The sequence below is a fragment of the Endozoicomonas sp. SESOKO4 genome (genome assembly GCF_024606275.1).
This window is the reverse complement of sequence record NZ_JAHHPS010000327.1, coordinates 1-22,528: the sequence shown is the minus strand read 5'-3', so window position 1 is coordinate 22,528 and position 22,528 is coordinate 1. Positions and strand designations below refer to the sequence as shown.

Genomic DNA, 22,528 nt, shown 5'->3' with positions numbered 1-22,528 from the left:
GGGGCTCGACACTTTAAAAACGTTCGAGTCAAAAAAAATGGACATAGACGCTTTACAACCATTTATGAAGAAGCCCGATTCCAATGAAAAGAATTGGGCGGTCTTCTCCCATATCCTGACTTTATTTGGCTGTGTCCTGCCGGGCATGAACATATTGATCCCTTTTCTGATCTGGTATCAGAAAAAAGATCAGTCTGCGTTTATTGCCCATCATGCTAAAGAGTCTTTGAATTTCCAGATTACCGTGATGCTGGTGATTGCCATCTGGGGATTACTGAATGCCGTTCTGATCGGACTGCTCTTTCTTCCCCTGATTCCGTTTGCAGTGGTTTTTGCCCTGATTTTTGTGATCCGGGCCAGCATGAAAGCCAGCAGCGGAGATGAGTATAGATATCCGGTATGCCTGCGTCTGGTCAGCCTTTAATCGGTTCAATGCAGAAAATAGAGAGGCCGTTCAATGGGCTTAGCGAAAAGAATTATTCCCTGTCTTGATGTTGATAACGGCAGAGTGGTGAAAGGCGTTCAGTTTCTTGATATCCGTGATGCCGGTGACCCTGTTGAGGTGGCTCGTCGGTACAACGAAGAAGGTGCTGACGAGATCACCTTTCTGGATATCACTGCCAGCCACGAAGACCGCGACACCATGGTTCATACGGTTGAGCGCATGGCCAGTGAAGTGTTTATCCCTCTCACAGTCGGTGGCGGCATTCGCAAGGTGGAAGATATTCGTACCATGCTTAATGCCGGTGCCGACAAAGTTAGTATTAATACGGCGGCTGTCTTTAACCCTGAGTTTGTTCAGGAAGCTGCTGACCGTTTCGGTTCCCAATGCATTGTTGTGGCCATCGACGCCAAGAAGGTCAGCCTTTCAGGCGAACCTGATCGCTGGGAAATCTTTACCCATGGAGGCCGAAAGCCAACCGGACTGGATGCCATTAAGTGGGCGAAGAAAATGGAACAGCTGGGAGCCGGGGAAATTCTGCTCACCAGCATGGATCAGGATGGCGTGAAAAACGGTTACGACATTGGTGTGACCCGAGCCATTTCCGATGCCCTGGAAATACCTGTGATTGCCTCTGGTGGTGCGGGAAACCTGGATCATCTGGTTGAGGCTGTAAAAGCAGGCAAGGCCGATGCAGTGCTGGCGGCGAGTATTTTTCACTTTGGTGAATACTCTATCCCGGAAGCCAAAGCCTACATGGCCAGGAATGGTATTGAAATGAGAGTCTGAAGTGCTTACAACATTATTTTCCCAAAAACAGTCATCAGTGCGACGAGCAACACGATTAAAGGTTGCTCTGTCTTCGTCGTAGAATCATGGGCGGTTGTGCTTGACTCATCGGCACCCATTTTTATCTCGAAGGTGGCCGAGTGGTACTGACCATCGGGCAAAACACTGGGCAGTAAATAAACCGGATTAGTTAAGATATTGTAAACATCACGGTCAACTGATTTTACTCTCAATCGGGTGTTTAAAATCCATTCATTTTGGATTTGTTGCAATCGGCCCGGAAACTGTTGACCACCAAGAATCGAAGTCAGTGCAAAATAAGTATATTCAGTGATCATACAACTGTAGTCACAGCTTTCATCTTCATAAGTGAACCAGGCGTTTGCAGGGTAACTGTCCGGGATGTTATCAAACCGACCACCACGAGCTTTGTCCATAGCATCGGCAATCAATGAGTCATGTCGCTCACCCAGCGCTGCAGGATAAACTTTGCTGTAGCCAAGACGGGTGATCAAATGTAGAACCTCTTCGAGAGCGCCATCAAATACGCCTCTGGCTGCGCCATTTGGGTGAGTTTCGCTTGCTTTCAGGTCTTGCAGATTGGTCAGCTTCTTATTATTTCCGACTTTATTCCGCACGGGCTGTAGCTCGGAATCGTCAGCTATCATGGTCAGAGTGGCTTTTTGTGCAACTAAGCTATCAAGCACTGGCTGATTATCGACAACACCATCATCATTGTTATCGAGATATTCAGCCATGATTCTCGCAGCATGAAGCAGTTTCTCATCGGGCACTTTTTCCGTGCCCAGAACTTTAATACCAAACACCGTCGTGTATTTTGGAAATACTATATCCAGGATTTGTTGGTTTTCAGTGGTCGGAGTCAGGGTAAGTGTTGTCGTCTGCGTCGTGTTGTCTGAGTAATTACCGCTGCTGTAGGCGTATGAGTTCAAGCTAATGGCGATAGCTATCGCTGTTTTAACTAGGGTTAGATTGGGCTTCATAATCCCTCCAAACGAACGACAGGTTTACAACTCCAGCTCCCGGCTGATGTCATAAGCTTCCTGCTGAATGACTTCCTGCTGTTCAGCAGGCAGTCCGGTGATCTCCACAATATCCTCACCCTGTTCACTGATTTTTATTTCGGGCTCTCCGGCAGGTAGCCAGTTGAGCTGGTCACGGAACATGTGAATACCTTCCGAACCCGGCAGGCTTGCCAGCATCAGGGCATTACTGGCGGCACTGTCGGATTGTGAGGGGTGTTCTGTATCGGGGAAATCAGCGATGCCATCACTGACACAGATTCCCAACCCAATCTCCAGCGCAGCAATGTTCTGCTCGCCAACGACTCTGTTAAGGCTTTGAATCAACAGGGCACAACTCAAGGCGTCCACAGCAAAGGAGGCACTTTCAAGACTGGAGAAACGAATATACCCGGTGCCATCAGGTGTGTAACTTAACTCTCCCTGATACTGTTGAGCGGCGTGTTTCAGAGCTTCGTTTTGCGTCTCAATAATGTGCATCAGATCATGGGGAGCCAGCAGTTGCCGTAATCGGGGCATGTTTTTGTTACGAACACTGACAATGGCTGAGACTTCCTCTTTTTCCTCTTCCACGGGTTCCGGTTCAACAGAATCCATCAGTTTTTCAGTGAGCTGCTTTTCCACAAAGCCAGAGAGTCGCAGTATTTCGTTTCTGCAGGAGACGGGATTGGTAGGGGATTGCAGAATAGAATGCAACTGTCTTTCAATCAGGTTGAGCCGGAAAGTGATGCCGGAGGCGAAAAAGTAGAGCAACAGCAAGCCACTGACCAGAAGAATGATACTGACAGTAATGATCAGTGTCAGCGCATCACCGGGGTGTTGGGTCAGTAACCCTTTATCCAGTTGCAGACGGACATAACCTGCGATCACGTCCTGATAATGTATGGGTGACGAATAGGTTTCACCTTTCTCGCCGACCTGGTCACTTTCTGAAGAGGCTATTTCACGATTATCAATGCTGTAAATGGCGGCCTTGGCGACATAGGGATTCTGCACCAGCTGCCCCAGCAGTACGTTGAGACTGAGACGGTCTCCTGTGACCAGCATATCAGTGGCGGCACTGGCTGTCTGGGCACTCAGCAGGTTTCCGATCGAGTCAGCCTGATGACGGCTGGTGGACTCCAGTTCGCTGCTGACCAGAAAGACGGTAGACAGCGTCAGGGCTGTGAACAGCAGACCAAACATCAGTAACAGTTGCTGGCGAAGAGACAGGGCTGCTGATTGTCTGGCAAACAGGGTGATGATTTTTTTCGGCAATGACAAGGCCGAACCTCCTGGGGTGTTATGTCGGGGGATTTTTGCAAAGACGACGGTGTGGTTAAATCTGACCGCCCACGCCTTTAAATTTTTCCACGAAATCAGCCATTTTCTGGAATACTGACTGTTTTTTGGCTTTGTATTGCGGGTTCAGTGGGCTCATTTTGGGAAGAGTGGCATTCAGGTCAGTACCGTTCTCGCTGGCGTATTCCCGTTTCAATGAACTACTGATGTAGCGTCTGGCTGCATCGTCGTTTAACTCTTCAGAGCGGATAAGCTCTTTGGCCTCGCGTTTTTGTTCAGCCTGCGCGAACCTGAAGAAGGCATCAATGATGCTGGCTTTGTCTCCGATGTTATCCAGGTCGGTCTGGTTGATAAAATCAACAATCAGACTCTCCTTGGCACGGTTCCCGAGACTGGCACGAATAAGACGACGGACTTCTTCAATCAAGTCGGCTTTGTTTTTATTCTTTTTGTTGTGCTCAAAAATCAGTTCCAGGATGTAGTCAAGGTTGATTTCCTGAGATTTCAGAAGGTCCACTTCAAAGATAACATCGTCCCAGTCGATGCTGGATTCTTCTTTTTGGTTGGCGGCTTTCTCACGACGTAGCCAGTCACGGGTATCGTTGTAAGTTGAGCGATAATCCTGGATTAACCGCTCAAAAGGCACCTCGATAGCCTGCATGGCTGCCAGGTCATCGTCGTTCAGATAGTATTTGGCTTTAAACGCCTCGACGGTCTCAGGATTATCCATATCCACAGTTTGTAAGGCTTTCAAACCTGCAAACTCGTCGTAGTTTTGCAGCACATTCTCAACGCGCAGGTATTCACCAAAGAGTTTTGCGAAGTCTTTTTTATCCTGCTCTTTGATAATTTCATCAGGCTTTGGAAAGCGTCTTTGCAGTTCTGCGACAACCTCCAGATAGCCACGGCGAGCTTCGCCTGTGGTGAGATCGGTAAAGCCTTCCATGTACTCTTTGTAGCTCTTCTCCAACACGACGTTTTTGGTGTTCTTATCACCAAACAGCGTGATAGCGTCGATCGTTGGCTGCTCAAGATCACGGAAGGTGACGATATTACCAAAGGTCTTGGTGGCATCATAAATCCGGTTGGTACGGGAATAGGCTTGCATCAAACCGTGATAACGCAGGTTTTTGTCAACAAACAAGGTGTTTAACCTGGGGGCATCAAAACCCGTCAGGAACATACCGACAACGATCAGCAGGTCGACTTCCTGTTTTTTTACCCGTTGGGCAAGATCACGGTAATAGTTTTGAAAGCCTCTGCTATCGACACCAAAATTGGTTTTAAAGTGGGTGTTATAGTCAGCAATAGCGGCGCTCAGAAACTCTTTGGCACTGCTGTCCATGGCGGAGACTTCGAAGCTTTCATCAACAATATCCCCGACGGCATCCTGTTCTTCATTGGCTGCAAAAGAGAAGATAGTGGCCACTTTAAGGTGCTTTTTGCCCGGTTGTTCCTGATGGTCTTTATTCTGTAGGGTTCTGAAGCTTTCGTAGTAAGCTTTGGCCGCATCCACACTGCTGACGGCAAACATGGCATTGAAGCCTGCACCACCGGCTTGCAGTCGGTGAGTCTTTTGCCTGAAGTTATTCAGTATGTACCGGGAGATTTCAGTAATACGTTCCGGATGCAAAAAGGCCTGCTTGTTTTCAGCGGCGGTGAGCTTCTGCTCATCCGTTTCTTTTTCAAGGTTTCTGAACTGTGGTCGTACATCGTTGTAGTCCACTTTAAACTTCAGCACCTTTTCGTCGCGTATCGCATCGGTGATGACATAAGAGTGTAATTCCCGGCCAAACACGCTCGCTGTCGTGTCTGCGCCCAGCGCATTTTGCGGGAAGATCGGCGTGCCGGTAAAACCAAATTGATAGTATTTTTTAAACTTCTTCTTCAGGTTCCTTTGCGCTTCACCAAACTGACTGCGATGGGCTTCGTCAAAAATAAACACGACCTGTTGTTGATAGACAGGCAGTTGGCTCTCGCTTTTGATCAGGTTGTTCAGCTTCTGAATGGTAGTCACAATAATTTTGTTGTCGTCTTTAGCGAGGTTGCGTTTTAAACCTGCTGTGCTGTCCGAGCCGTTTACGCTGTCGGGTGAGAAGCGCTGGTACTCTTTCATGGTCTGGTAATCGAGGTCTTTACGGTCCACCACAAAAAAGACCTTATCAATAAAATCCTGCCCAGTGGCCAGACGCGCGGCTTTAAAGCTGGTTAAGGTCTTGCCAGAACCGGTGGTGTGCCAGATATAGCCACCACTCTCGGTGTTACTCCAGTTTTTGCCCTGATAGGAACTTCTGATTTTCCACAAAATGCGCTCGGTGGCGGCAATCTGGTAGGGGCGCATGACCAGCAAGGTATTGCTGACATCGAAAACACAATAGTGCAGCAGTACCCTGAGCAATGTGTTTTTCTGAAAGAAGGTGGCGGTAAAATCCTTCAGGTCTTTAATCAGGGTGTTATCGGATTTCGCCCAGTTCATGGTGAAATCGAAGCTGTTTTTATTGCGCTGGGTAGTATTGGCGAAGTAACGGGTGTCGGTACCGTTGGAAATCACAAACAGCTGCAGGTACTTATAGAGCGAGTTCTCGGCATTAAAGCTCTCCTTGCTGTAGCGATGCACCTGGTTAAAGGCTTCCCGAATGGCAATGCCGCGCTTTTTCAGCTCAATCTGAACCAGCGGTAAGCCATTCACCAGAAGGGTGACATCATAGCGGTTGGCCTGGGTGCCGGTTTGTTGAAACTGTTTGATCACCTGCACTTTGTTGCGGGCGACATTCTGTTTATCCAGCAGGTAGATGTTTTTGATATGGCCATCGTCAAACACAAAATCAAAAATGTGGTCGTCATGAACCTTGCGGGTTTTATCAATGATGGTGTCGCTGGGATTGTCCAGATACTGTTCGACAAACCGGAGCCACTCGCCATCCTGAAACCTGACGTTATTCAGTGTCTGCAACTGCTCACGGACGTTCACCAGCATTTTTTCGGGCGTGTTCAAGCCTGCTACATAAACGTAAGTCATTTGTCAAAATCAGAACGATTAAAGCGCCAAAGCAGTCACTGGATCAAATAAGGGCACTACCGAAAATGGAACTACCGGATCACGATGAACTCTGATTCACTGTTGCCGTCTGGCGGTTTTGCAACAGACAACAATCAATTACCTCTCCGTAGTTCAGTGATTCTCACCGTTTTGTCACTACTGGCGGTCACTATACGGCTACCATCGGCGTTAAAGGTGGCGGTAAGGACAGAGTCTTTATGGACAATCTTGCCTTTTTCTGACCATGTCCCATCGTCCTCCTGGCCAATAATTTTCGCTGTTCCGTCATTACTGGCAGTCACCAAAAGGCTACCATCGGGGCTGAAGGTAGCTGATCTGGCCGCACCCTTATGGTAAAAGATGGCTACTTGCTCCCATTTACCATAGGCTTGTCGGCCGAAGATTGTCACGCTTCCGTCTTCGCAGGCAGTCACGAAATAGCGACCATTGGGACTGAAACTGGCCGAATTGACCTGATCTTTGTGGTGAAAGGCAATCAGTAGTTCCCATGATCCATCGGCCTGCTTCATGCTGACTTTCGCTATGCGATCCTGACCGGCAGTCACCACATGACAGCAATCGGGGCCGAAGCTGGCAGACATGACAGCAAAACTATGGGAAATACTATCTTCTTCTTGCCATTCTACATCGGTCTTTCGTTTGTGGATTTTTGCCGTCATATCCCGGCTGGCGGTCACCACACGGCAGCTATCGGCACTGAAGATGGCTGTTTGGACTATACCATTATGATGAATCAAGTGGACAGGTTCCCATGATCCATCGGCCTTAAGGCTATGAAGTTGCGCTGTATTATCCAGGCTGGCGGTTATCACATGGCAGCTATTGGGGCTAAAAATGGCTGATAGGACCACGTTAATATGGGTAAGTGTTGCTTTGTGTTGCCATACGCCATCGTCCCCCAAGCTATATATCATCGCCGTGTTATCCCAACTGGCGGTCACCAGGTGTTTACCATTGGGGCTGAAGATGACTGATCTGACAATGTTGTCATGGGTAATGGTGGTATTCACCCGTGATCCATCAGTGCTGTAGTCATAGATTTTTACTGTTCCGTCATTGCATGCGGTAGCCAGATAGCGGCCATCGACACTGAGGTGGGCTGATTCAACTTCATGCTCCTCGCAAATGATGGTGTCCTCTAAAGTAAATGTTTTACATCCAGACATCAGGTTAATCTTGGTGAAATACAACAGAGCCGTTAAATAATTCCCCCCCTGTCGGCGATCTGACAGTGACTTGGCTAACGTCTCATCATTCGTAAACGACTTTAACCAATCGTAGACTTGCTTATTCGTTTTTGTAGCCATGGCCATCTTCAGTTGATCCTGGTGTGATGCAGGAAACTGGCGAAACCATGCTTTTGCCAAGGCTCTATTCTCTTTGACAACATCGCGAAGGTGGGTACATACCTTTTGTACACTGCGAATCTCTTTAAGTTTCAAAGAATGGAAAATTTGGCTAAAAGTCACTGAAGGTAAATTCAGCAATGTAGTATTTTCCTTTTGTTCCCCGTCGGGTACAGTGATGAGCCTACCCGCACTGGTACCCGTGGGTGTTTCCAATCGAGCTCGCTTAGGTGGTGGTGGTGATTGTGAGCCTTCCATGGCGTTAGTTTTAATATCATGCATATCTGATTTCTCTCCAGCGACTATTCCCTTGTATCAGCGAGGACATTCAACTTTCATGACGTTAATTTGAGTCGGTTTCAGAATGAAAGTTCATGACACTTTGTTAAGTGCCACTAACAAAAAACAGTATGTTCTCAAAAAGTCCCAGAACACCCGAAGCCGCTTTGCCTGCCGAGTGCCTCAAAGACTTAGCATATAGTCGTTGGCGGGTGGAATGTTTTTCAGACTGCCATGGCTTTCAAGGAATTTGGCAAAACGATCGTAGCGCCCTGTGTCCCTGGCAGCAGGCCTGAGAGAAAACCGTGACACTGTATCAAACCATGCACGTTGATTAAGCTCGTTGTCATAACCCTGATTTTGCAAATCCTCGATCAGTTCGTGCTCAAGATCGGCTTCGCTCTGGTAGCTGTCCTTGACCTGCCAGTCCTGGGTGTATTGATCGAGTACGATGAAGTTTTTTGATTCGGCGATGGTTTTGTAGTCGGTCATTGATCACCACCTTTCTTTGTCAGCAGTTTTTTAATTTGACGGTCAAAATCTGATTCTATCCGCTGTTTTTTGTTGAATTTCTCATATTCGGCAAAGGCTTTTTGCTCTGCCTGCTGGCGGCTGATGGTGCCATGGCCTTCCAGAACCTGATACTCATTAAAGGCCAGAAACTTATTCACACTGTCTGCAAATCCTGCCATGGTGAAGGTGTTGCGTCGTTCGATAATCCCTTCGATATAATCAAAAAAAGCGGATACGGTACGCTCCAGCTGTTTGATCTCACTTTCGGCTAAATAGTTCTTTGCCACCTTGGAATCTGATTTCAGTACACGACCATCAGGGGCGTTTTTGTAGGTATTCATGCCCATCAGAGGCTGGTCGGCATCGGCTTTCAGAGCGATGATTTCTGCTGCCGTGTGACCGGTAATGGCAAAATGAAATTTGTCCTGCACATGGGCATAAAACAAACGAGTGGTGTCTGATTTGGGATTATAGTCGACACTGCACTCAGCAAAAATATCGGTAATCTGCTGGTAAATACGCCGCTCGCTGGCACGGATGGAACGCACCCGCTCCAGTAGCTCTTTAAAATAATCTTTACCAAAGTACTGGCCATTTTTTAAGCGCTCATCATCCATGGCAAAGCCCTTGATGATGTATTCCTTGATTAAGGCCGTTGCCCAAATGCGGAACTGTGTGGCCTGGGTTGAGTTGACCCGGTAGCCGACGGAGATGACGGCATCCAGGTTGTAGTACTTTATTTTCCCGGTTTGGGTTTTGCCTGCTACGGCTCCGTGCTCAGTGGTGTGTTCCAAAATGGAACATACCACATCTTCTTGCAACTCATTGTTTTCAAATATATTTTTCAGATGTTTGGTAATGGCTGGGCGCTGTACGCCAAATAACTCGGCCATCCGCTGCTGAGTCAGCCAGAGGGTCTCATTGTTTAGCAAGACCTCCACCTTTACGTCTCCACCGGGAGCGGTATAAAGCAGGAACTCAGTGGTTTGGTCTTGCAGGCTCAGGCTTTTATGGCTCATGTCAGGCTGCCCTCTCTTCTGGTTTTGGGAAGCTTAGCAGCAAGTCACGGTAGTATTCGTACTGCTTTTGGCGCAGCTCTATTTCTCTGGGTAAGCCTTCGGTGATGGAGTTTGTCAGGGCGTCGAATTTGTCCAGTATGGCAACAATTCGCTCCTGCTCTGCGAGGGATTTCTCTGGGTCGTTCGGATAGGGAACGGGTATTTGAACTTTCGAGAATCCTTTAATTAACAGCGTTTTCACTTTTGCACGAACGATATACTTTGCCTTATCTGCAATGAATGAGCTTGTTTGCATGCAATAGGAAACGTACTTAGGGTTCAGTGAATGTCTGTACGCATAACAGTGATCATGAATCGCGACTTTATCATCTCCAATCCAGGCAACCGCTTTAGCAACATCTTCAACGGTCTCCCCGACATCGGTTATTACAACATCATTGGGTTCTGCGTACCTCAGTGATGGGGCCAGCTCAGGGCGAACCTGTGAAACCGCATGAGTTGCCGAAACGCCGTACTGAGTATAAATTTCGCCATAATGGATAACGTTAACACCTTCATTATCCACATAATCTGCTTTGGTAAATCGCTTTCCACGAATAAACTCACCAAGCTCTCCCAGAGTCTTCCACTCCACCTCCCCACCATCAAAACTCAACAACCGATCACGATAGTAGTTGTATTGTTTTTTCCGTGCATTAAGCTCGGTGGTCAACTCGGTGGTCAGCTCGGTGAATTTGTCCAGTATTCTGACGATTTCGGATTGGATTTTTAGGGATTTTTGTGGGTAGGGGATGGGGATTGGAATTTGTTGCATTTTCCCCTTTGTTAACTTTGCTCTGTCACCGCCAGATAAGTACGGTATGAAATTAACAATGCAAAGGTAGTGGAATATGAATCTTGTGTTAAGTTTCGACTTTCCACGTATAACATGCACATGATTGTTAGCCCAGAATTTTCCAGTTGCATATTGTATAGAGTATTTTTCGAGACTTGCTGAGCCATCCTCTGCAATTAGTACGAATTCACCATCATGAGTATACCCCTCAACGTAGTCTTGTATGTTGTTGGCTCCATAATATGGTGTTTTTCCCGGTGAACGGAGGGACGCTTTTACTGGTTTTCTCCCTTTGTTGGCAATCTCAAAAAACTTTTCATTGCCTAAAGGCACCCACTCAACCTCAGCCCCATCCAACAGCCTTTCCATAAAATCCATATCACCCACCACTACAAGTCCCCAGTCCTGAACTCACTATAACCTTCATAAAAATAACTAACATCAATGCCTTTCATATACAGGTCACGGTCGTCTATCCGATCGGTTAAGGCTTGCCTGAGCAGGTGTTTGACTCGATATCTTTGACGACACTGCGTTGCATGGCAGAGAGGTACTCTTTTTCTGGCATTGGCAGTTATTCGAAAATCTCGAATAACTACATAAAGCGCCTCAAGCTCAACCGGCAGTTGATCCATAAAATCTCTCATCCCTAATGAATTGTGCTTGTCGAAAATCATGCTCGCCCTGCTCACTTTTTATTCAACAAAGAAATAGCAAGACCCAGCAGACCAATCGCCGATAAAGCGTCTGTTGTATTAGCTTTCTGTGCATCGTTAACAAAATAGCGACTGTGGGTACGCTTTAAGTCATCAATGGTGTTGGCTTCAAAAATAACCACTTCTATTTCATTTTTATTGTTCAGAAAGTAATGCAGCTCTTTTTGCAGGCAGACTGCCTGCGCCGCAGAGTAATCACTGTATTCATCGCATTGAGTAGCCTTGGTGGTGCGATTGTGTTCAATGAGATAATACATGGTGAATCGCATCCTCTCTTTGTCGTCTACGGCAGTTATTCACCATTTGAAAGATATTTTCAAATGTTCATGCCTCAACCTTCTATCTCAGCCACAATGGCATCAATCTCCGAGCGTAGCTGATCTATCCTGCCAACCGTAGTTTTCAGCTCAGCATTCAGCTGAGTAATATCAACCTTCTCCCGGGTATCCCTGGCTTCCACATAACTGCTGACCGACAGGTTGTAGTCATTGTCAGTGATCGTCTCAAGGCTGACCGACTTTGCGACATGCTCCACATCGTCCTTGCTGTGGAAGATTGCCATAATCTGCTGGATATGCTGATCTGTCAGCACATTGTTATCTTTTACCGTGTTACCCAGACGGTTGCTGGTGGTGTCGAAATCGGCAAACAGGCCTTTGATATCGGCTTCTGACGGATAACCGTTGGCTGAACATTCAATCGACTTGAATATGTCAGCCAGCTCGGTATTCAGGTTATGGTTTTTGCTGGCATTGGCCGCTACGTTCACAAACAGTTCACTGGGGTAGATAAAATAGCCTTTGGTTTTGATGGCATCTTCTCTGGTTGCGACAATGTTTTCATCGCCATCATCCATTGTCGCATAATTGACGCTGTCATCACCGCCCGTGATGTAGTTGGTGAAGTTCTCACTGATAAAGCGGTAGAAAAGAGTGCCCAGCACGTATTGTTTGAAGTCCCAGCCGTCTACTGAACCACGCACATCGTTGGCGATCTGCCAGATCTGGCGCTGTAGTTCGGCGCGCTGTTGGGCACTGGTCATTGATGGCACTCCTGAAAACAAGGTTCTTTTGACAGTACGCTACCGCCCGGAGATTTGGCTACTGCAATCAGCAATAGGCGGAGCGTGGGTCTCGGTAGCTCTGTCGGTAAAAAAGGGTTCAGTTTACCAGCTTCGGCGAGAAGCCTCTCCCAGAAGAGGGCCGTGAGAGTCAAAATACTACAACATGACAAGAAACTGCCTGAAAAGTGGCCTGTTTGACCGTAAATCTAAAATCATCGGGTAGATCAGGCCTTATTCGCAGTTTTGTTAATTGCACTTACTCCAATGTTATGAACTTTTGTTTCAAAACCGACTCAGAGTTTTGAAGCCATTTTGAATGTTCTTTCTAAGTGGGAACAAAATTAACAAAGGAGTAGTCAATATGAATAACGTAGATAACAACTCCAGCACTGCTGGTTTTTTTTCACCAAAGCCTGAGGAGGAAACACCAAAGGGTGTCAGCTTCGGCAGAACTACAACGGCAGCTGACAATGTTGATGCTTCATTGAGCAGCGATCCCGATCACTCAAGTCAGAACTTGGGAGCCGTTGCCAGCAGCAGCACGTCACTTGAACAGAGAGTAGTGTCTAACCAGGCGAGCACTGAAATAGACGCAGCAAACAAAAAAGCTCAGGAGAATGTGACAACTATCATTAATTACTTAGAACAGCTGAAACAGCAAACTCTGATTTACAAAAATATGTATGGTAGAGAGGCAGCTCCTGATCAGGATATCCAAGTATTTGAGAAAGTCACCCAATTACTTAAATATCTTGAGCCTCTGAATATTTCAACAGATGAAAATCTGAATGATGGTAGACACTTTTCTGAAGTCAAGAAGGGATCATTTACTTCTGATTATCATGTTAGTTATCGGGGTGAGGAGATTTTTTCTTTGACCAGTGCTTTTAATGTAATTGAAGATGGTTTGAATTGGTCTCTAGCTGTTAAAACCACAAGCTTATTTGATGAACTCTATTTTGCCCCTGATGCCCCCGGTTATCAAGCTGTAAAAAGTGAATTTGAGGCATTACAGACCAAATCTTCACCTAATGATCTTAAAGGCTCGTCTGCCCGCGAATAACCTGACGAAAAGGCAGATTATAGTGAGCTGCAATTTGTTTGTTGATGCGGTGCTCCGGGTTGCTCGTATCAGGGTTGTTGAGAGACTTACCCTGAATTGCCCGCATCAGCGGCATTATTTGAGATCAGAAATTCAGTTTGTCTTTAAGATTGCTTAATATGTCATCTTCAGAATCACTGCTCGAGGTTTCATCTTCATCTGACTGTTCTCCACCTGCTCTTTCCTCGGCATGTTGCTTAAGAAGCCTTGCAACTCTCACCAGTTTGTCTAGTTGCTCTTCATCATATTGAAGAGGAAGCTCTGGTCCAAGGAAGTGTTCCAGAATAGATTTGATCTTTTCGTCTGTACTTCTTGAAAACACTCTTCTAATGTGTCTGGCAATCGCATAACCCACTGCTGTCACTGCGTTTTCAGACTCCGGCAATGCTGCCGAAGCTCCCCCAGTCGAACCTTCAACGGTTTGGGACGCATTATCTATTTCGCTTTGCTTTCTGGATACCAAAAAATGATAAAGTTTTTCCAGCTTTAGCGGTTGGTATTGATCTTTCATCCAGAATCTTTTCGAAAATTCATCTCCGCTAGGTCCGCAGAGAAAAGCTGTAGAAAAAGCTGACATTAACAAAGAATAAAGCACTCCTACTGTTTCTGAATTCTCCACCAGAAATCTAAGCAGAATCATAGTGTCATTGACGTTTTCTTCAGCATCTGTGTAGTTTTCATAATTCATATAGGCCGTCACTTCTACAAAAGTTGGCGCTACCGGATAATCGAGAAATTCAGAGAGTAGTGATTTTTTGTCGTTTATTCCCAGCAGTCCATGACTTGCTGGTAGGAGTGACTTGCTATGACCACTAAGCCCAGAAAGAGAAAAAATAGCCTGACCTGGAGTTAGGCCGCCTGAATATCGTTCTTGCTGACTGCCCTTTTGATAATCGTTGTTTTGTAAAAGTAAGCTTGTCGGCAAGCCATTTAAAGCAGACGACAATTCTTTTGCCGTTATAGTAATACCCGAAAAAAACCGCCCTGTTTTTTCAGTATGAATTGAACCATCAACAGGCGCAAAAACAGCCTTTTTATTTTTTAGCAGATCCTGTAAATCAATGTGTATCTGATGACCTGACAGATCAGTCACAGCCAGAGACTGGTGGGCATCTGCCCGAAGTCTGATGATACTTTTCTCGTTAATGTCTGAAATCAGCAGTACTGAGCCTTTTTGGGAATCAAAAAATGGAGTAAAACCATGGATGGATAAAATCATATCCTCCTGAACAATAATGGAACCATTGCCCAGTACTATAGTGAGTGGCTCAGGCGAAGGAGTTGGGTAAGAGGCCCCTTTAACCGTTCCTGTTACAACCAAAGTTAAAAATATCAATGTTTGCCACAAGCTTTTTAGCATTGAAAAACCCCACTTGGCATAAAATAAATTGGAAATACCTGATGCTTGAACGGGTCCAGCTTTTGATCATTTCGGCAAGGAGCGTGACACTACCCTTGGTTGTCGTATACTGAGCGAGGATATTAGTGCAGAGCTGGTTTATACCCATTACCCTGAAGGATTCTTATATCAAAGCGACAGTGTAGCTTGTTTTTCAATTTTCAGTTTTTTTTCAGCACTGGAAAGTTTGACTTTATGAAGAGAACAAACGAGTTCCAATAGAGCGGCATTTTGTTGAGAAAGGAGCTTTTTTCCCGCTTTCAGGCAAATCACAAACCACAAAGCACAAACCAGAGTGAAGGACAAGGAGTCTCAGAATTCTCTCTCTGCCTGACGCTATCGAACTCTATGCGTTACAATAGCGTCGGCTAACTGCCATGAGCGATAGGAAATGTTTGAAATCGCTTGGGGGTATAGCCATTTGCAAAACGATAAGAAGCCAGGTGAACTGTGAGAGAGATTCTGCTGATTAATGTGACAGGGCGAGACAAACCCGGTCTGACGGCCTCCATAACGTCCATCATGGCTGCCTGTGCTCATCAGAACAGGGGGCTGGAAATTCTCGATATCGGGCAGTCGGTTATCCATGACACCCTGACTCGTGGAACTCTTTCATGGACGATCATCGTTCGATTGCCAGATGGTCTGAAAGTCTCTCCTGTGGTGGAAGATCTGCTTTTTCACTTTGATCAACTTGAGCTTCACGGCAATTATCAGACCCTTTCTGATGAAGGCTTTCAACAGAGGGCATCCGAACAGAGCAATAATCGTTACATCCTGACCCTGCTTTCCAAAAACATCACAGCAGAGCACATCGCCCGTGCTAGCCATATCACAACAGAACATGCTCTGCATATAGATCGGATTACCCGACTGTCTGGCCGTTGTCTGGAGTTCGGGGTCAGAGGACTTTCTCCTGAACCGGACGCATTAAGAACGGACTTTTTGCGCCTGTCCTCAGAGCTGGACATGGATGTGACCTTTCAGGAAGACAACATCTATCGCCAGAATCGCAGGCTGGCGGTGTTTGATATGGACTCTACCCTGATTGAAGCCGAGGTTATTGATTTGCTGGCTGAAGCAGCGGGCGTGGGTGACAAAGTGGCAGCAATCACTGAAAGGGCCATGCAGGGCGAACTGGATTTTAACGAGAGTTTCCGCGAAAGGCTGGCCATGCTGAAAGGTCTGGATGAGTCGGTTCTGGCGAGCATAGCCGAAAAGCTGCCGATAATGGAGGGCGCTGAAAAGCTCTTTAAATGCCTGAATGCACTGGGTTATAAAACAGCGATCCTGTCAGGGGGTTTTACTTACTTTGCCCGTTTTCTTCAGGAGCGATTGGGGGTCGACCATATTTTTGCTAATGAGCTGGACATCGTCGATGGCAAAGTCACCGGTGAAGTCAAAGGTGAGATCGTCAACGGCGAGCGCAAGGCAGAGCTGCTCAAACAGATTGCTCTCAGTGAAGGAGTTTCTTTGCAGCAAACCATTGCCGTAGGCGATGGAGCTAACGATTTACCCATGCTGAGTATCGCCGGATTGGGCATTGCGTTCCGGGCCAAGCCTCTGGTCAGGCAAAGCGCCAGACAGTCTATCTCAACATTGGGTCTTGATAGCATACTCTACCTGTCAGGCTTCAGTGACAAAGACCTGCAAATACTGAATCAGGATAAAAGCTAAGGATGGTTCCAGCGTTCAATGATTACAACAAGCTTTTTACGTGTCTTACAGGCTGTGGCTTTTTTGGCATCTCTTTGGTCTTTAAGCAGCTATGGGGCGTCTCTTTCTGAATCTTCCTCTGTACTCTCAGCGGGCGAAAAATGGCGGAAGATTCTCAAAGAGGCCAGAGGGCAGAGTGTTTACTTTAATGCCTGGGGCGGAGATCAGCAGGTCAATGACTATATTCGCTGGACAGCCAAACAAGTACGACAGCGTTATGATATTGAATTGAAACAGGTCAAAGTCAGCAATACGGCAGACGTTGTCAGTCGTATATTGGCAGAGAAGCAGGCCGGTCGCGATTCAGACGGCACGGTCGACATGATCTGGATTAATGGCGAGAACTTCCGTTCAATGAAAAATCATGGCCTGCTTTTTGGGCCATTTTCTGAACAACTACCCAATTACCGCTGGATTGATACCCGGGAAAAACCCACAACGATTCTGGATTTTGGTGAGCCCGTTGAAGGTCTGGAAGCACCCTGGGGCATGGCGCAGCTGGTTTTTATTTATGATCAGGAGAGTGTGCAGGCACCTCCGAAAAGCGCGGCAGATTTATTGAAATTTGCCAGAAAGCATCCTGGCCGGGTCACCTATCCAATGCCACCTGATTTTGTAGGAACCACGTTTCTTAAGCAGTTGTTGCTTGAGCTGGCCCAGCAGAATCCGGCTTTGTTCCAGCCTGTTGGCCCAGACAGCTTTGACAAGATAACGGCACCCTTGTGGCGTTATCTTGATGAACTGCACCCGTTATTGTGGCGTGAGGGCGAAACCTTTGTGCAGAACAATCTGGCGCTGACACCTCTGCTGGATGATGGTGAAATTCTATTGTCAATGTCGTTTAATCCATCTTATGCCAGCTCTGCGATTGCCAATGGCGAACTTGCCGAAAGCGTCAGAACCTATGTTCATTCTGACGGAACGGTCGGAAACACTCACTTTCTGGCTATTCCCTATAATGCCCGTGCAAAAGCAGCTGCGCAGGTCGTGATTAACTTCCTGGTGTCCCCTGAAGCCCAGTTACACAAAGCGGACCCGGATGTCTGGGGTGATCCTACCGTCTTGAGCATGGGAAAACTGGCTGAGTTGGATAAACGACACTTCAGTGAGTTACCTCTGGGTATCGCTACCCTCAGCCCTGAAGCTCTGGGCATAACATTGCCTGAGCCACACGGCTCCTGGTCAACCGCTCTGGAAGCAGAGTGGCAGAAGCGTTACCGTCAGTGAGAAAGGCAGTTTGAAGTTCAGAAAGAGTTTTGCTGTGCAACTTGCTGCGGCACTGGTCGCAGTTTTATTCTTATCCGTCGTATTGTTGGGCACAGTCAGTGCGGTTCTGCCCGCATTTGGTTATTTACCGATACTGGGAATGACTTCCCTGTCTTTTGCTCCCTGGCTGCAAGTGTGGGAAACGCCCGGCCTGACAGAGATGCTCTGGTGGTCTTTTTTCTCGGGTATGTCAAGCACACTGGTCTCCATGCTGCTGGCGCTGGCGTTTGTCAGTGCTGCCTGGGATCGCCGGTTCTGGTATCAGGCACAGCGCTGGTTATCACCCATCATGGCAACACCCCATGTAGCACTTTCTGTAGGGCTGTTCTTTTTGATTATGCCCAGTGGTATTTTGGCCAGGGGACTCTCAGCTTTCATGGATTGGCAAGGCCCCCCGGACTGGCAGACGGTGCAGGACCCCTGGGCGTTGTCATTAACCGCATTGTTGGTTCTGAAGGAAACTCCTTTTCTGATTCTGATGCTGATGGTGGCCATCAGGCAATTGCCGGTCAGGGAAATACTAAGAACGGGGGCCGGACTGGGCTATCAATCCTGGACGGTCTGGGTAAAGTTGATCTGGCCCCAGCTGTACTTGAGAGTTCGTCTTTCCATGCTGACAGTTCTGGTGTTTGCCCTCTCTGTTGTCGATATCGCCATTGTACTGGGCCCGGCAACACCGCCCACTTTTGCCGTGCAGGTGCTGAACTGGTATCAGAATCCTGACCTTGAATTTCAGGCTTTGGCCTCTGTCGGCAGTGTTTTGTTGATGATTTTGGTGCTTGCTGCCATTGGTTCTATTGTATTGCTGGAAAGGTTGGCAGCCACTTTGCTAAGGGGCTGGCTGACCTCCGGTCGCAGAGGCTCTGGAGAAGGTGTTTGGCGTTGTCTGTCTATTTTTGGCTGGAAGGCACTGCTGGTTGTATTCGGCGCCAGTGCGTTCATGTTGTTAATCTGGTCGTTTGTCTGGCGGTGGCGATTCCCTCATCTTTTGCCACAGAGTTGGTCCTTCCGCCATTGGGAACGGGCTTGGCCAAGACTTGTGGAACCGTTGGAAATGGCTTTGCTGATTGGCGTGGTGTCGGCTTTTCTGGCTTTGCTTATCTCGGTCCTGATACTGGAAGCGGGCAGGAGAAGCCAAATAGCGTCCCCTTACCTGAAAAAAATGCACAGACTGATAAGCCGGACTATGTATCTGCCATTACTGTTGCCACAGCTGACATTTTTGTTTGGTATCCAGATCTGGCTGATTCGTTCCGGTGCAGAGGGGCACTGGTGGTCAGTGGTTTTTATGCACCTGCTGTTTGTTTTGCCTTATTGCTATCTCAGTCTTTCAGGCCCCTGGCGGTATTATGATGAACGACAGACTGCTCAGGCTCTCATGTTGTCTGGTTCTTCGGTCAGGGCCTTTTTGCAGGTGAAATGTTTAATTCTGTTGAAACCCTTGTTGGCCAGTTTTGCTCTGGGTTTTGCCGTCAGCATTGCCCAATATTTGCCAACGTTGTTTGCCGGGGCAGGCAGAATATCAACCGTCACAACGGAAACGGTGGCATTGGCTTCCGGTGGTAATAGAAAAGTTATGGCGGTATACGCACTGGTACAAATACTGTTGCCTGTGTTGATGTATGGACTGATGCTACTGCTCAGTTCCCGGAGGATCAGAAACCGGCGGCCAGTCAGGAGATGGGTATGAAGCTGGAAGTCAAAAAGCTCAGCTTGTCAGTTGCAGGAAAATCACTGGTCTCTGATCTGAGTTTCACTGTCAGCGAGGGTCAGGTTCTGGTTTTTATGGGTCCTAGCGGTTGTGGTAAGTCTTCTATTCTTGATGTTCTCTGCGGAACTCTGGCCCGAAACTTTCAGTCTTCAGGAACCATCATTCTTGATAATAAAAACATAACCCATACACCCTCCCATCAGCGAGGAATAGCACTGCAACCCCAGGATCATCTGTTGTTTCCCCATCTTTCAGTCGGTGAGAATCTGGCTTTCGGAATACCTTCCTCCTATAGCCGGAGCCAACGAAAACAGAAAATTGAACAGGCCTTGAATGAATGTCAGCTTCCCGGTTTTGACAAGAATAATCCACTGACTCTGTCGGGAGGACAACGGGCCAGGATCAGTTTGATGAGAACCCTGCTTTCGCAGCCGAAAGTTCTGTTACTGGATGAGCCGTTTTCGAAGCTTGATCAAGCTTTGCGTCAGCAGTTCAGGGAGTTTGTCTTTCAGCGGGTTTCGGAGCTATCAATACCGGTCATTATGGTCACTCATGATTCGGCTGATATTCCGGATGCCAGTGAAATAATAAAGCTTTGAACGATTCGCCCAGTGAGTGTATCTCAGGAACCTGCAGGATGACTCGAAATACCCTGACCACTGTTCGGTGGGTTCAGATTCTTCGAGTCAACAGAGTGAGTAGGAACCGACTGTCCGGATTTGCCGATGCTCACGGCTGCTAGCTGCTGAAGTCGTAGGTCATGGATTCAAGAGGGGGTTGCAGATAATGACCCTGGATATAATCAACACCCAGCTGCCAGATACTGGTGAGTGCCTGGGCATTCTCCACCCCGGGTATGATGATGACTTTGTTGAGGCTCTTGAGATGTTTAGCGGTTCTCTTGAGATGTGCGTCTTCATTTCGCTCAAGTTGCTCCGTGAACAGACAGTCCAGCTTCACAAACATCAGATCCAGGTGTTCCATGATTTTCATGGAAGGTGACTCGCCAGAGAACTGAGTTATGGCAAACTGACAACCAGAAGGCTTCAGGCGTTCTGCGAAAGTCTTAACCTGATTAAGATGTTGGTGAACCAGTCTTTCGGCCATCTGCAGGACAATCATTTGGCCGGGAACATCGGCAGCTTCCAGTAAGCGAGATAAACGCTCAGTGAACTCTTCGTCGTTCAGGCTGGCCTGACTGATGTGAATCATCAGGCGAGTGTCTTCACCGTTTCTAAGCTTTCTCGATAGCAGTTTCACGGACTGGCGGATAACCCATCGGTCAATAAATGGCATCAGGTCACTGTCCTGCGCGGCAGTGATAAACTCACCGGCAGGGACTTCCTTGCCTTTTTGGTCCAGAAGACGCAGCAGAACTTCATAATAACTCGGGCCATCTCCGGTTACGCTGATCACAGGCTGGAATAACAAACGAAAGCTGTCGTTTTCAAGAGCCTGACGAATCATGGCAACGGTGTCACCATTGCAGGCTTTCTGGTTATCAATCGCGCTCTGGGAGAAGAGCTCGAGCTTATTGCCTCCGTTGCTGGCAGTCAGATGACAGGCTAAACGGGCGCGCTCCAGCATGGTTTGTCCATCACAAGCCTGACCAATCTCAGCCAGGCCAATACTGGCTGTTGTGAAGAGCGTTTGTTGTCCTGTAGGGATCAGTTCATTTTCCAGAGCCGCCCTTAATAGCTCCAGAGCGGCAACATTCTTTTCGTGGACATCGATCAGGTAGACCTCGTCACCATAGTGAGTGGCAGTACTGTCGGGTAAATGCTCATACAACAAACGACTCATTGTTTCCTGAATCGCTATACTTCCGTCGACGCCTGTATTTTCTCGAATAGAGTCATAGTTATCGAGCCTCAGATAAGCCAGAGTTTCCGGTTCCCGGTGACCAGAGAGCAGTGGGGTAAAACGTTCCCGGGGAACCAGAATAGAATTTTCTTCCCGATCAACCACCGTCGTTGCCGTTGATGTGGGAGCATTGCCTTTTACTATGACCTGGATGCACGGCTCGTCATCAAACACAGCATCGGATAGCAGGACTGTTGCTGGAAACGTTTGACCTTCTACATTCACTAGCTGGCATTCGACAGTGGGTTGTTCATCTCCCGGTTTGAAATGCTTGATCAGATTTTTAAACAGTGGCTGATCCCGGAAAGCGATCATATCAATCAGAGGCGTGCCTGCCAGATCGTCGGGGTCTTCATAACCAAATAGTTTGTTGTAAGAAGGGTTGGTATCGATATGCATGCCTTCGTGAACATAGGCAATGGCCTGAGAAGTATTGTCCATCAGTAGCTGGCAGCGCTGCTTAAGGTCGTTCAGCTCTTTTTGCAGTTTTTGCAGTTGTTGTCGGTGTTCCTGACTCGCCTTTTCTCTGAGCAGGGCATGCAATATATGTTCTTCGTGAGAGTGATGGATTGCATCACCCGCCCCTTTCTCCAGCCAATGCCTGATGATATCGGGTTTATTATCATGAATAGAAACAATGACTGGAATATCGAGTTTTAATCTCTGAATGCTCGACAAAACCTGCCCGGCATTCAGCAAGGGCGTTTCTTCAACAGTGAGCAATAAATCCCACTGGCCAGTGCTCAGTGCCTCCTCAAGATCATCAAGAGTGTCTAACTGTTGCACCCGGGCAGGAAGGCCGGAGTTGCGGAAAAGTTTAACCCAACGCTCTGCCTCGTTTCTGGAGGTCTCGAGTGTCAACAGGCGTAACGGCTGTTTATTATTGTTCATGATGGCAGTTTTTTTTAGCCTAAAGCTGTTTCAGTTATGGTAATTTTTCTCTTATCAGGGCAGCTAACAGTCAGTCTGTTACCTATGGCCCGGCCCCCATTGCACTCCCTGCAAAAACTTATTCTACTAAAGAAGACGTACTAGCAGCCTGTCGGACTTAAGCGTCCGTAGCGAGGATTGCAAGAAATTGAGG

Annotated in this window: 18 protein-coding genes and 1 pseudogene; 7 read left to right on the top strand and 12 right to left on the bottom strand. The window is 47.4% G+C overall.

All coding sequences use genetic code 11. From position 1 onward, the window contains the following. Positions 1-37: 37 nt before the first annotated feature. Positions 38-424 (top strand): DUF4870 domain-containing protein, encoded by a 387-nt coding sequence (locus KDK16_RS06235; RefSeq protein WP_257254972.1) that lies wholly within the window; start codon positions 38-40, stop codon positions 422-424. Between the two features lie 33 nt (positions 425-457). Continuing rightward, positions 458-1,231, top strand: coding sequence for an imidazole glycerol phosphate synthase subunit HisF (gene hisF, locus KDK16_RS06230; protein WP_257275191.1), 774 nt, complete (start codon positions 458-460; stop codon positions 1,229-1,231). Between the two features lie 5 nt (positions 1,232-1,236). Here the strand turns inward: hisF and KDK16_RS06225 are convergent, their stop codons facing one another. The 10 genes and pseudogenes from KDK16_RS06225 to KDK16_RS06180 all read right to left on the bottom strand — a co-directional run bounded on the left by KDK16_RS06225 (position 1,237) and on the right by KDK16_RS06180 (position 12,366). Then, on the bottom strand, positions 1,237-2,235 hold the full coding sequence (locus tag KDK16_RS06225) for a hypothetical protein (protein ID WP_257275190.1): 999 nt from the start codon (positions 2,233-2,235) through the stop codon (positions 1,237-1,239). Between the two features lie 24 nt (positions 2,236-2,259). Further along, positions 2,260-3,537, bottom strand: a complete 1,278-nt coding sequence (locus KDK16_RS06220; protein ID WP_257252432.1) for an AhpA/YtjB family protein — start codon at positions 3,535-3,537, stop codon at positions 2,260-2,262. A 55-nt stretch (positions 3,538-3,592) separates the two neighbouring features. After that, complete coding sequence (locus tag KDK16_RS06215; protein WP_257252433.1) at positions 3,593-6,574, bottom strand: HsdR family type I site-specific deoxyribonuclease; 2,982 nt, start codon at positions 6,572-6,574, stop codon at positions 3,593-3,595. 134 nt (positions 6,575-6,708) lie between these two features. Beyond that, positions 6,709-8,244, bottom strand: coding sequence for an F-box protein (locus KDK16_RS06210; RefSeq protein ID WP_257252434.1), 1,536 nt, complete (start codon positions 8,242-8,244; stop codon positions 6,709-6,711). A 180-nt stretch (positions 8,245-8,424) separates the two neighbouring features. After that, complete coding sequence (locus KDK16_RS06205) at positions 8,425-8,733, bottom strand: hypothetical protein (protein WP_257252435.1); 309 nt, start codon at positions 8,731-8,733, stop codon at positions 8,425-8,427. Beyond that, positions 8,730-9,773, bottom strand: a complete 1,044-nt coding sequence (locus KDK16_RS06200; protein ID WP_257275189.1) for a virulence RhuM family protein — start codon at positions 9,771-9,773, stop codon at positions 8,730-8,732. Before KDK16_RS06200 ends, KDK16_RS06205 begins: the two co-directional genes overlap by 4 nt. Position 9,774: 1 nt before the next feature. Then, positions 9,775-10,986 carry a restriction endonuclease subunit S gene (locus KDK16_RS06195; RefSeq protein ID WP_257275188.1) on the bottom strand — a complete coding sequence of 404 codons (1,212 nt, stop codon included), beginning with the start codon at positions 10,984-10,986 and terminating at the stop codon, positions 9,775-9,777. Between the two features lie 11 nt (positions 10,987-10,997). Beyond that, positions 10,998-11,164, bottom strand: a pseudogene (locus KDK16_RS06190) (cell filamentation protein Fic); the annotation flags it as partial. 132 nt (positions 11,165-11,296) lie between these two features. Further along, complete coding sequence (locus KDK16_RS06185) at positions 11,297-11,581, bottom strand: hypothetical protein (RefSeq protein WP_257275187.1); 285 nt, start codon at positions 11,579-11,581, stop codon at positions 11,297-11,299. 74 nt (positions 11,582-11,655) lie between these two features. After that, positions 11,656-12,366: a type I restriction-modification system subunit M N-terminal domain-containing protein gene (locus KDK16_RS06180; RefSeq protein ID WP_257254705.1), complete on the bottom strand. Its 711-nt coding sequence runs from the start codon at positions 12,364-12,366 to the stop codon at positions 11,656-11,658. 382 nt (positions 12,367-12,748) lie between these two features. Here KDK16_RS06180 and KDK16_RS06175 point away from each other — a divergent pair, with 382 nt between their 5' ends. Then, positions 12,749-13,450, top strand: coding sequence for a hypothetical protein (locus tag KDK16_RS06175; RefSeq protein WP_257254706.1), 702 nt, complete (start codon positions 12,749-12,751; stop codon positions 13,448-13,450). 124 nt (positions 13,451-13,574) lie between these two features. On the opposite strand, the gene KDK16_RS06170 is transcribed toward KDK16_RS06175, so the two are convergent. After that, on the bottom strand, positions 13,575-14,849 hold the full coding sequence (locus KDK16_RS06170) for a hypothetical protein (RefSeq protein ID WP_257254707.1): 1,275 nt from the start codon (positions 14,847-14,849) through the stop codon (positions 13,575-13,577). Positions 14,850-15,338: 489 nt separating this feature from the next. On the opposite strand from KDK16_RS06170, the gene serB reads away from it, so the two are divergent. Genes serB through KDK16_RS06150 form a run of 4 tightly spaced genes read left to right on the top strand, consistent with a single transcriptional unit; the run spans position 15,339 to position 20,180 of the window. Continuing rightward, entirely contained in the window at positions 15,339-16,565 is a 1,227-nt protein-coding gene (gene serB, locus KDK16_RS06165) for a phosphoserine phosphatase SerB (protein ID WP_257254708.1), read from the top strand. A gap of 54 nt (positions 16,566-16,619) precedes the next feature. Continuing rightward, on the top strand, positions 16,620-17,831 hold the full coding sequence (locus KDK16_RS06160) for an ABC transporter substrate-binding protein (protein WP_257275186.1): 1,212 nt from the start codon (positions 16,620-16,622) through the stop codon (positions 17,829-17,831). Positions 17,832-17,841: 10 nt separating this feature from the next. Then, the gene (locus KDK16_RS06155) at positions 17,842-19,560 is read left to right on the top strand and encodes an ABC transporter permease (protein WP_257275184.1); all 1,719 of its coding nucleotides are present in this window, start codon (positions 17,842-17,844) and stop codon (positions 19,558-19,560) included. Further along, positions 19,557-20,180, top strand: coding sequence for an ATP-binding cassette domain-containing protein (locus KDK16_RS06150; RefSeq protein WP_257254711.1), 624 nt, complete (start codon positions 19,557-19,559; stop codon positions 20,178-20,180). The genes KDK16_RS06155 and KDK16_RS06150 overlap by 4 nt, the downstream gene beginning before the upstream one ends. A gap of 139 nt (positions 20,181-20,319) precedes the next feature. Here the strand turns inward: KDK16_RS06150 and KDK16_RS06145 are convergent, their stop codons facing one another. Next, positions 20,320-22,335 (bottom strand): EAL domain-containing protein, encoded by a 2,016-nt coding sequence (locus KDK16_RS06145; protein ID WP_257254712.1) that lies wholly within the window; start codon positions 22,333-22,335, stop codon positions 20,320-20,322. Between the last annotated feature and the right edge of the window lie 193 nt (positions 22,336-22,528).

Excerpts from the sequence above, each read along its gene's own strand:
- KDK16_RS06235 (WP_257254972.1), top strand. The coding sequence starts at position 38 with ATGGACATAGACGCTTTACAACCATTTATGAAGAAGCCCGATTCCAAT.
- hisF (WP_257275191.1), top strand. The coding sequence starts at position 458 with ATGGGCTTAGCGAAAAGAATTATTCCCTGTCTTGATGTTGATAACGGC.
- KDK16_RS06225 (WP_257275190.1), bottom strand. The coding sequence starts at position 2,235 with ATGAAGCCCAATCTAACCCTAGTTAAAACAGCGATAGCTATCGCCATT.
- KDK16_RS06215 (WP_257252433.1), bottom strand. The coding sequence starts at position 6,574 with ATGACTTACGTTTATGTAGCAGGCTTGAACACGCCCGAAAAAATGCTG.
- KDK16_RS06210 (WP_257252434.1), bottom strand. The coding sequence starts at position 8,244 with ATGCATGATATTAAAACTAACGCCATGGAAGGCTCACAATCACCACCA.
- KDK16_RS06205 (WP_257252435.1), bottom strand. The coding sequence starts at position 8,733 with ATGACCGACTACAAAACCATCGCCGAATCAAAAAACTTCATCGTACTC.
- KDK16_RS06200 (WP_257275189.1), bottom strand. The coding sequence starts at position 9,773 with ATGAGCCATAAAAGCCTGAGCCTGCAAGACCAAACCACTGAGTTCCTG.
- KDK16_RS06195 (WP_257275188.1), bottom strand. The coding sequence starts at position 10,986 with ATGGATTTTATGGAAAGGCTGTTGGATGGGGCTGAGGTTGAGTGGGTG.
- KDK16_RS06185 (WP_257275187.1), bottom strand. The coding sequence starts at position 11,581 with ATGTATTATCTCATTGAACACAATCGCACCACCAAGGCTACTCAATGC.
- KDK16_RS06180 (WP_257254705.1), bottom strand. The coding sequence starts at position 12,366 with ATGACCAGTGCCCAACAGCGCGCCGAACTACAGCGCCAGATCTGGCAG.
- KDK16_RS06175 (WP_257254706.1), top strand. The coding sequence starts at position 12,749 with ATGAATAACGTAGATAACAACTCCAGCACTGCTGGTTTTTTTTCACCA.
- KDK16_RS06170 (WP_257254707.1), bottom strand. The coding sequence starts at position 14,849 with ATGCTAAAAAGCTTGTGGCAAACATTGATATTTTTAACTTTGGTTGTA.
- KDK16_RS06150 (WP_257254711.1), top strand. The coding sequence starts at position 19,557 with ATGAAGCTGGAAGTCAAAAAGCTCAGCTTGTCAGTTGCAGGAAAATCA.
- KDK16_RS06145 (WP_257254712.1), bottom strand. The coding sequence starts at position 22,335 with ATGAACAATAATAAACAGCCGTTACGCCTGTTGACACTCGAGACCTCC.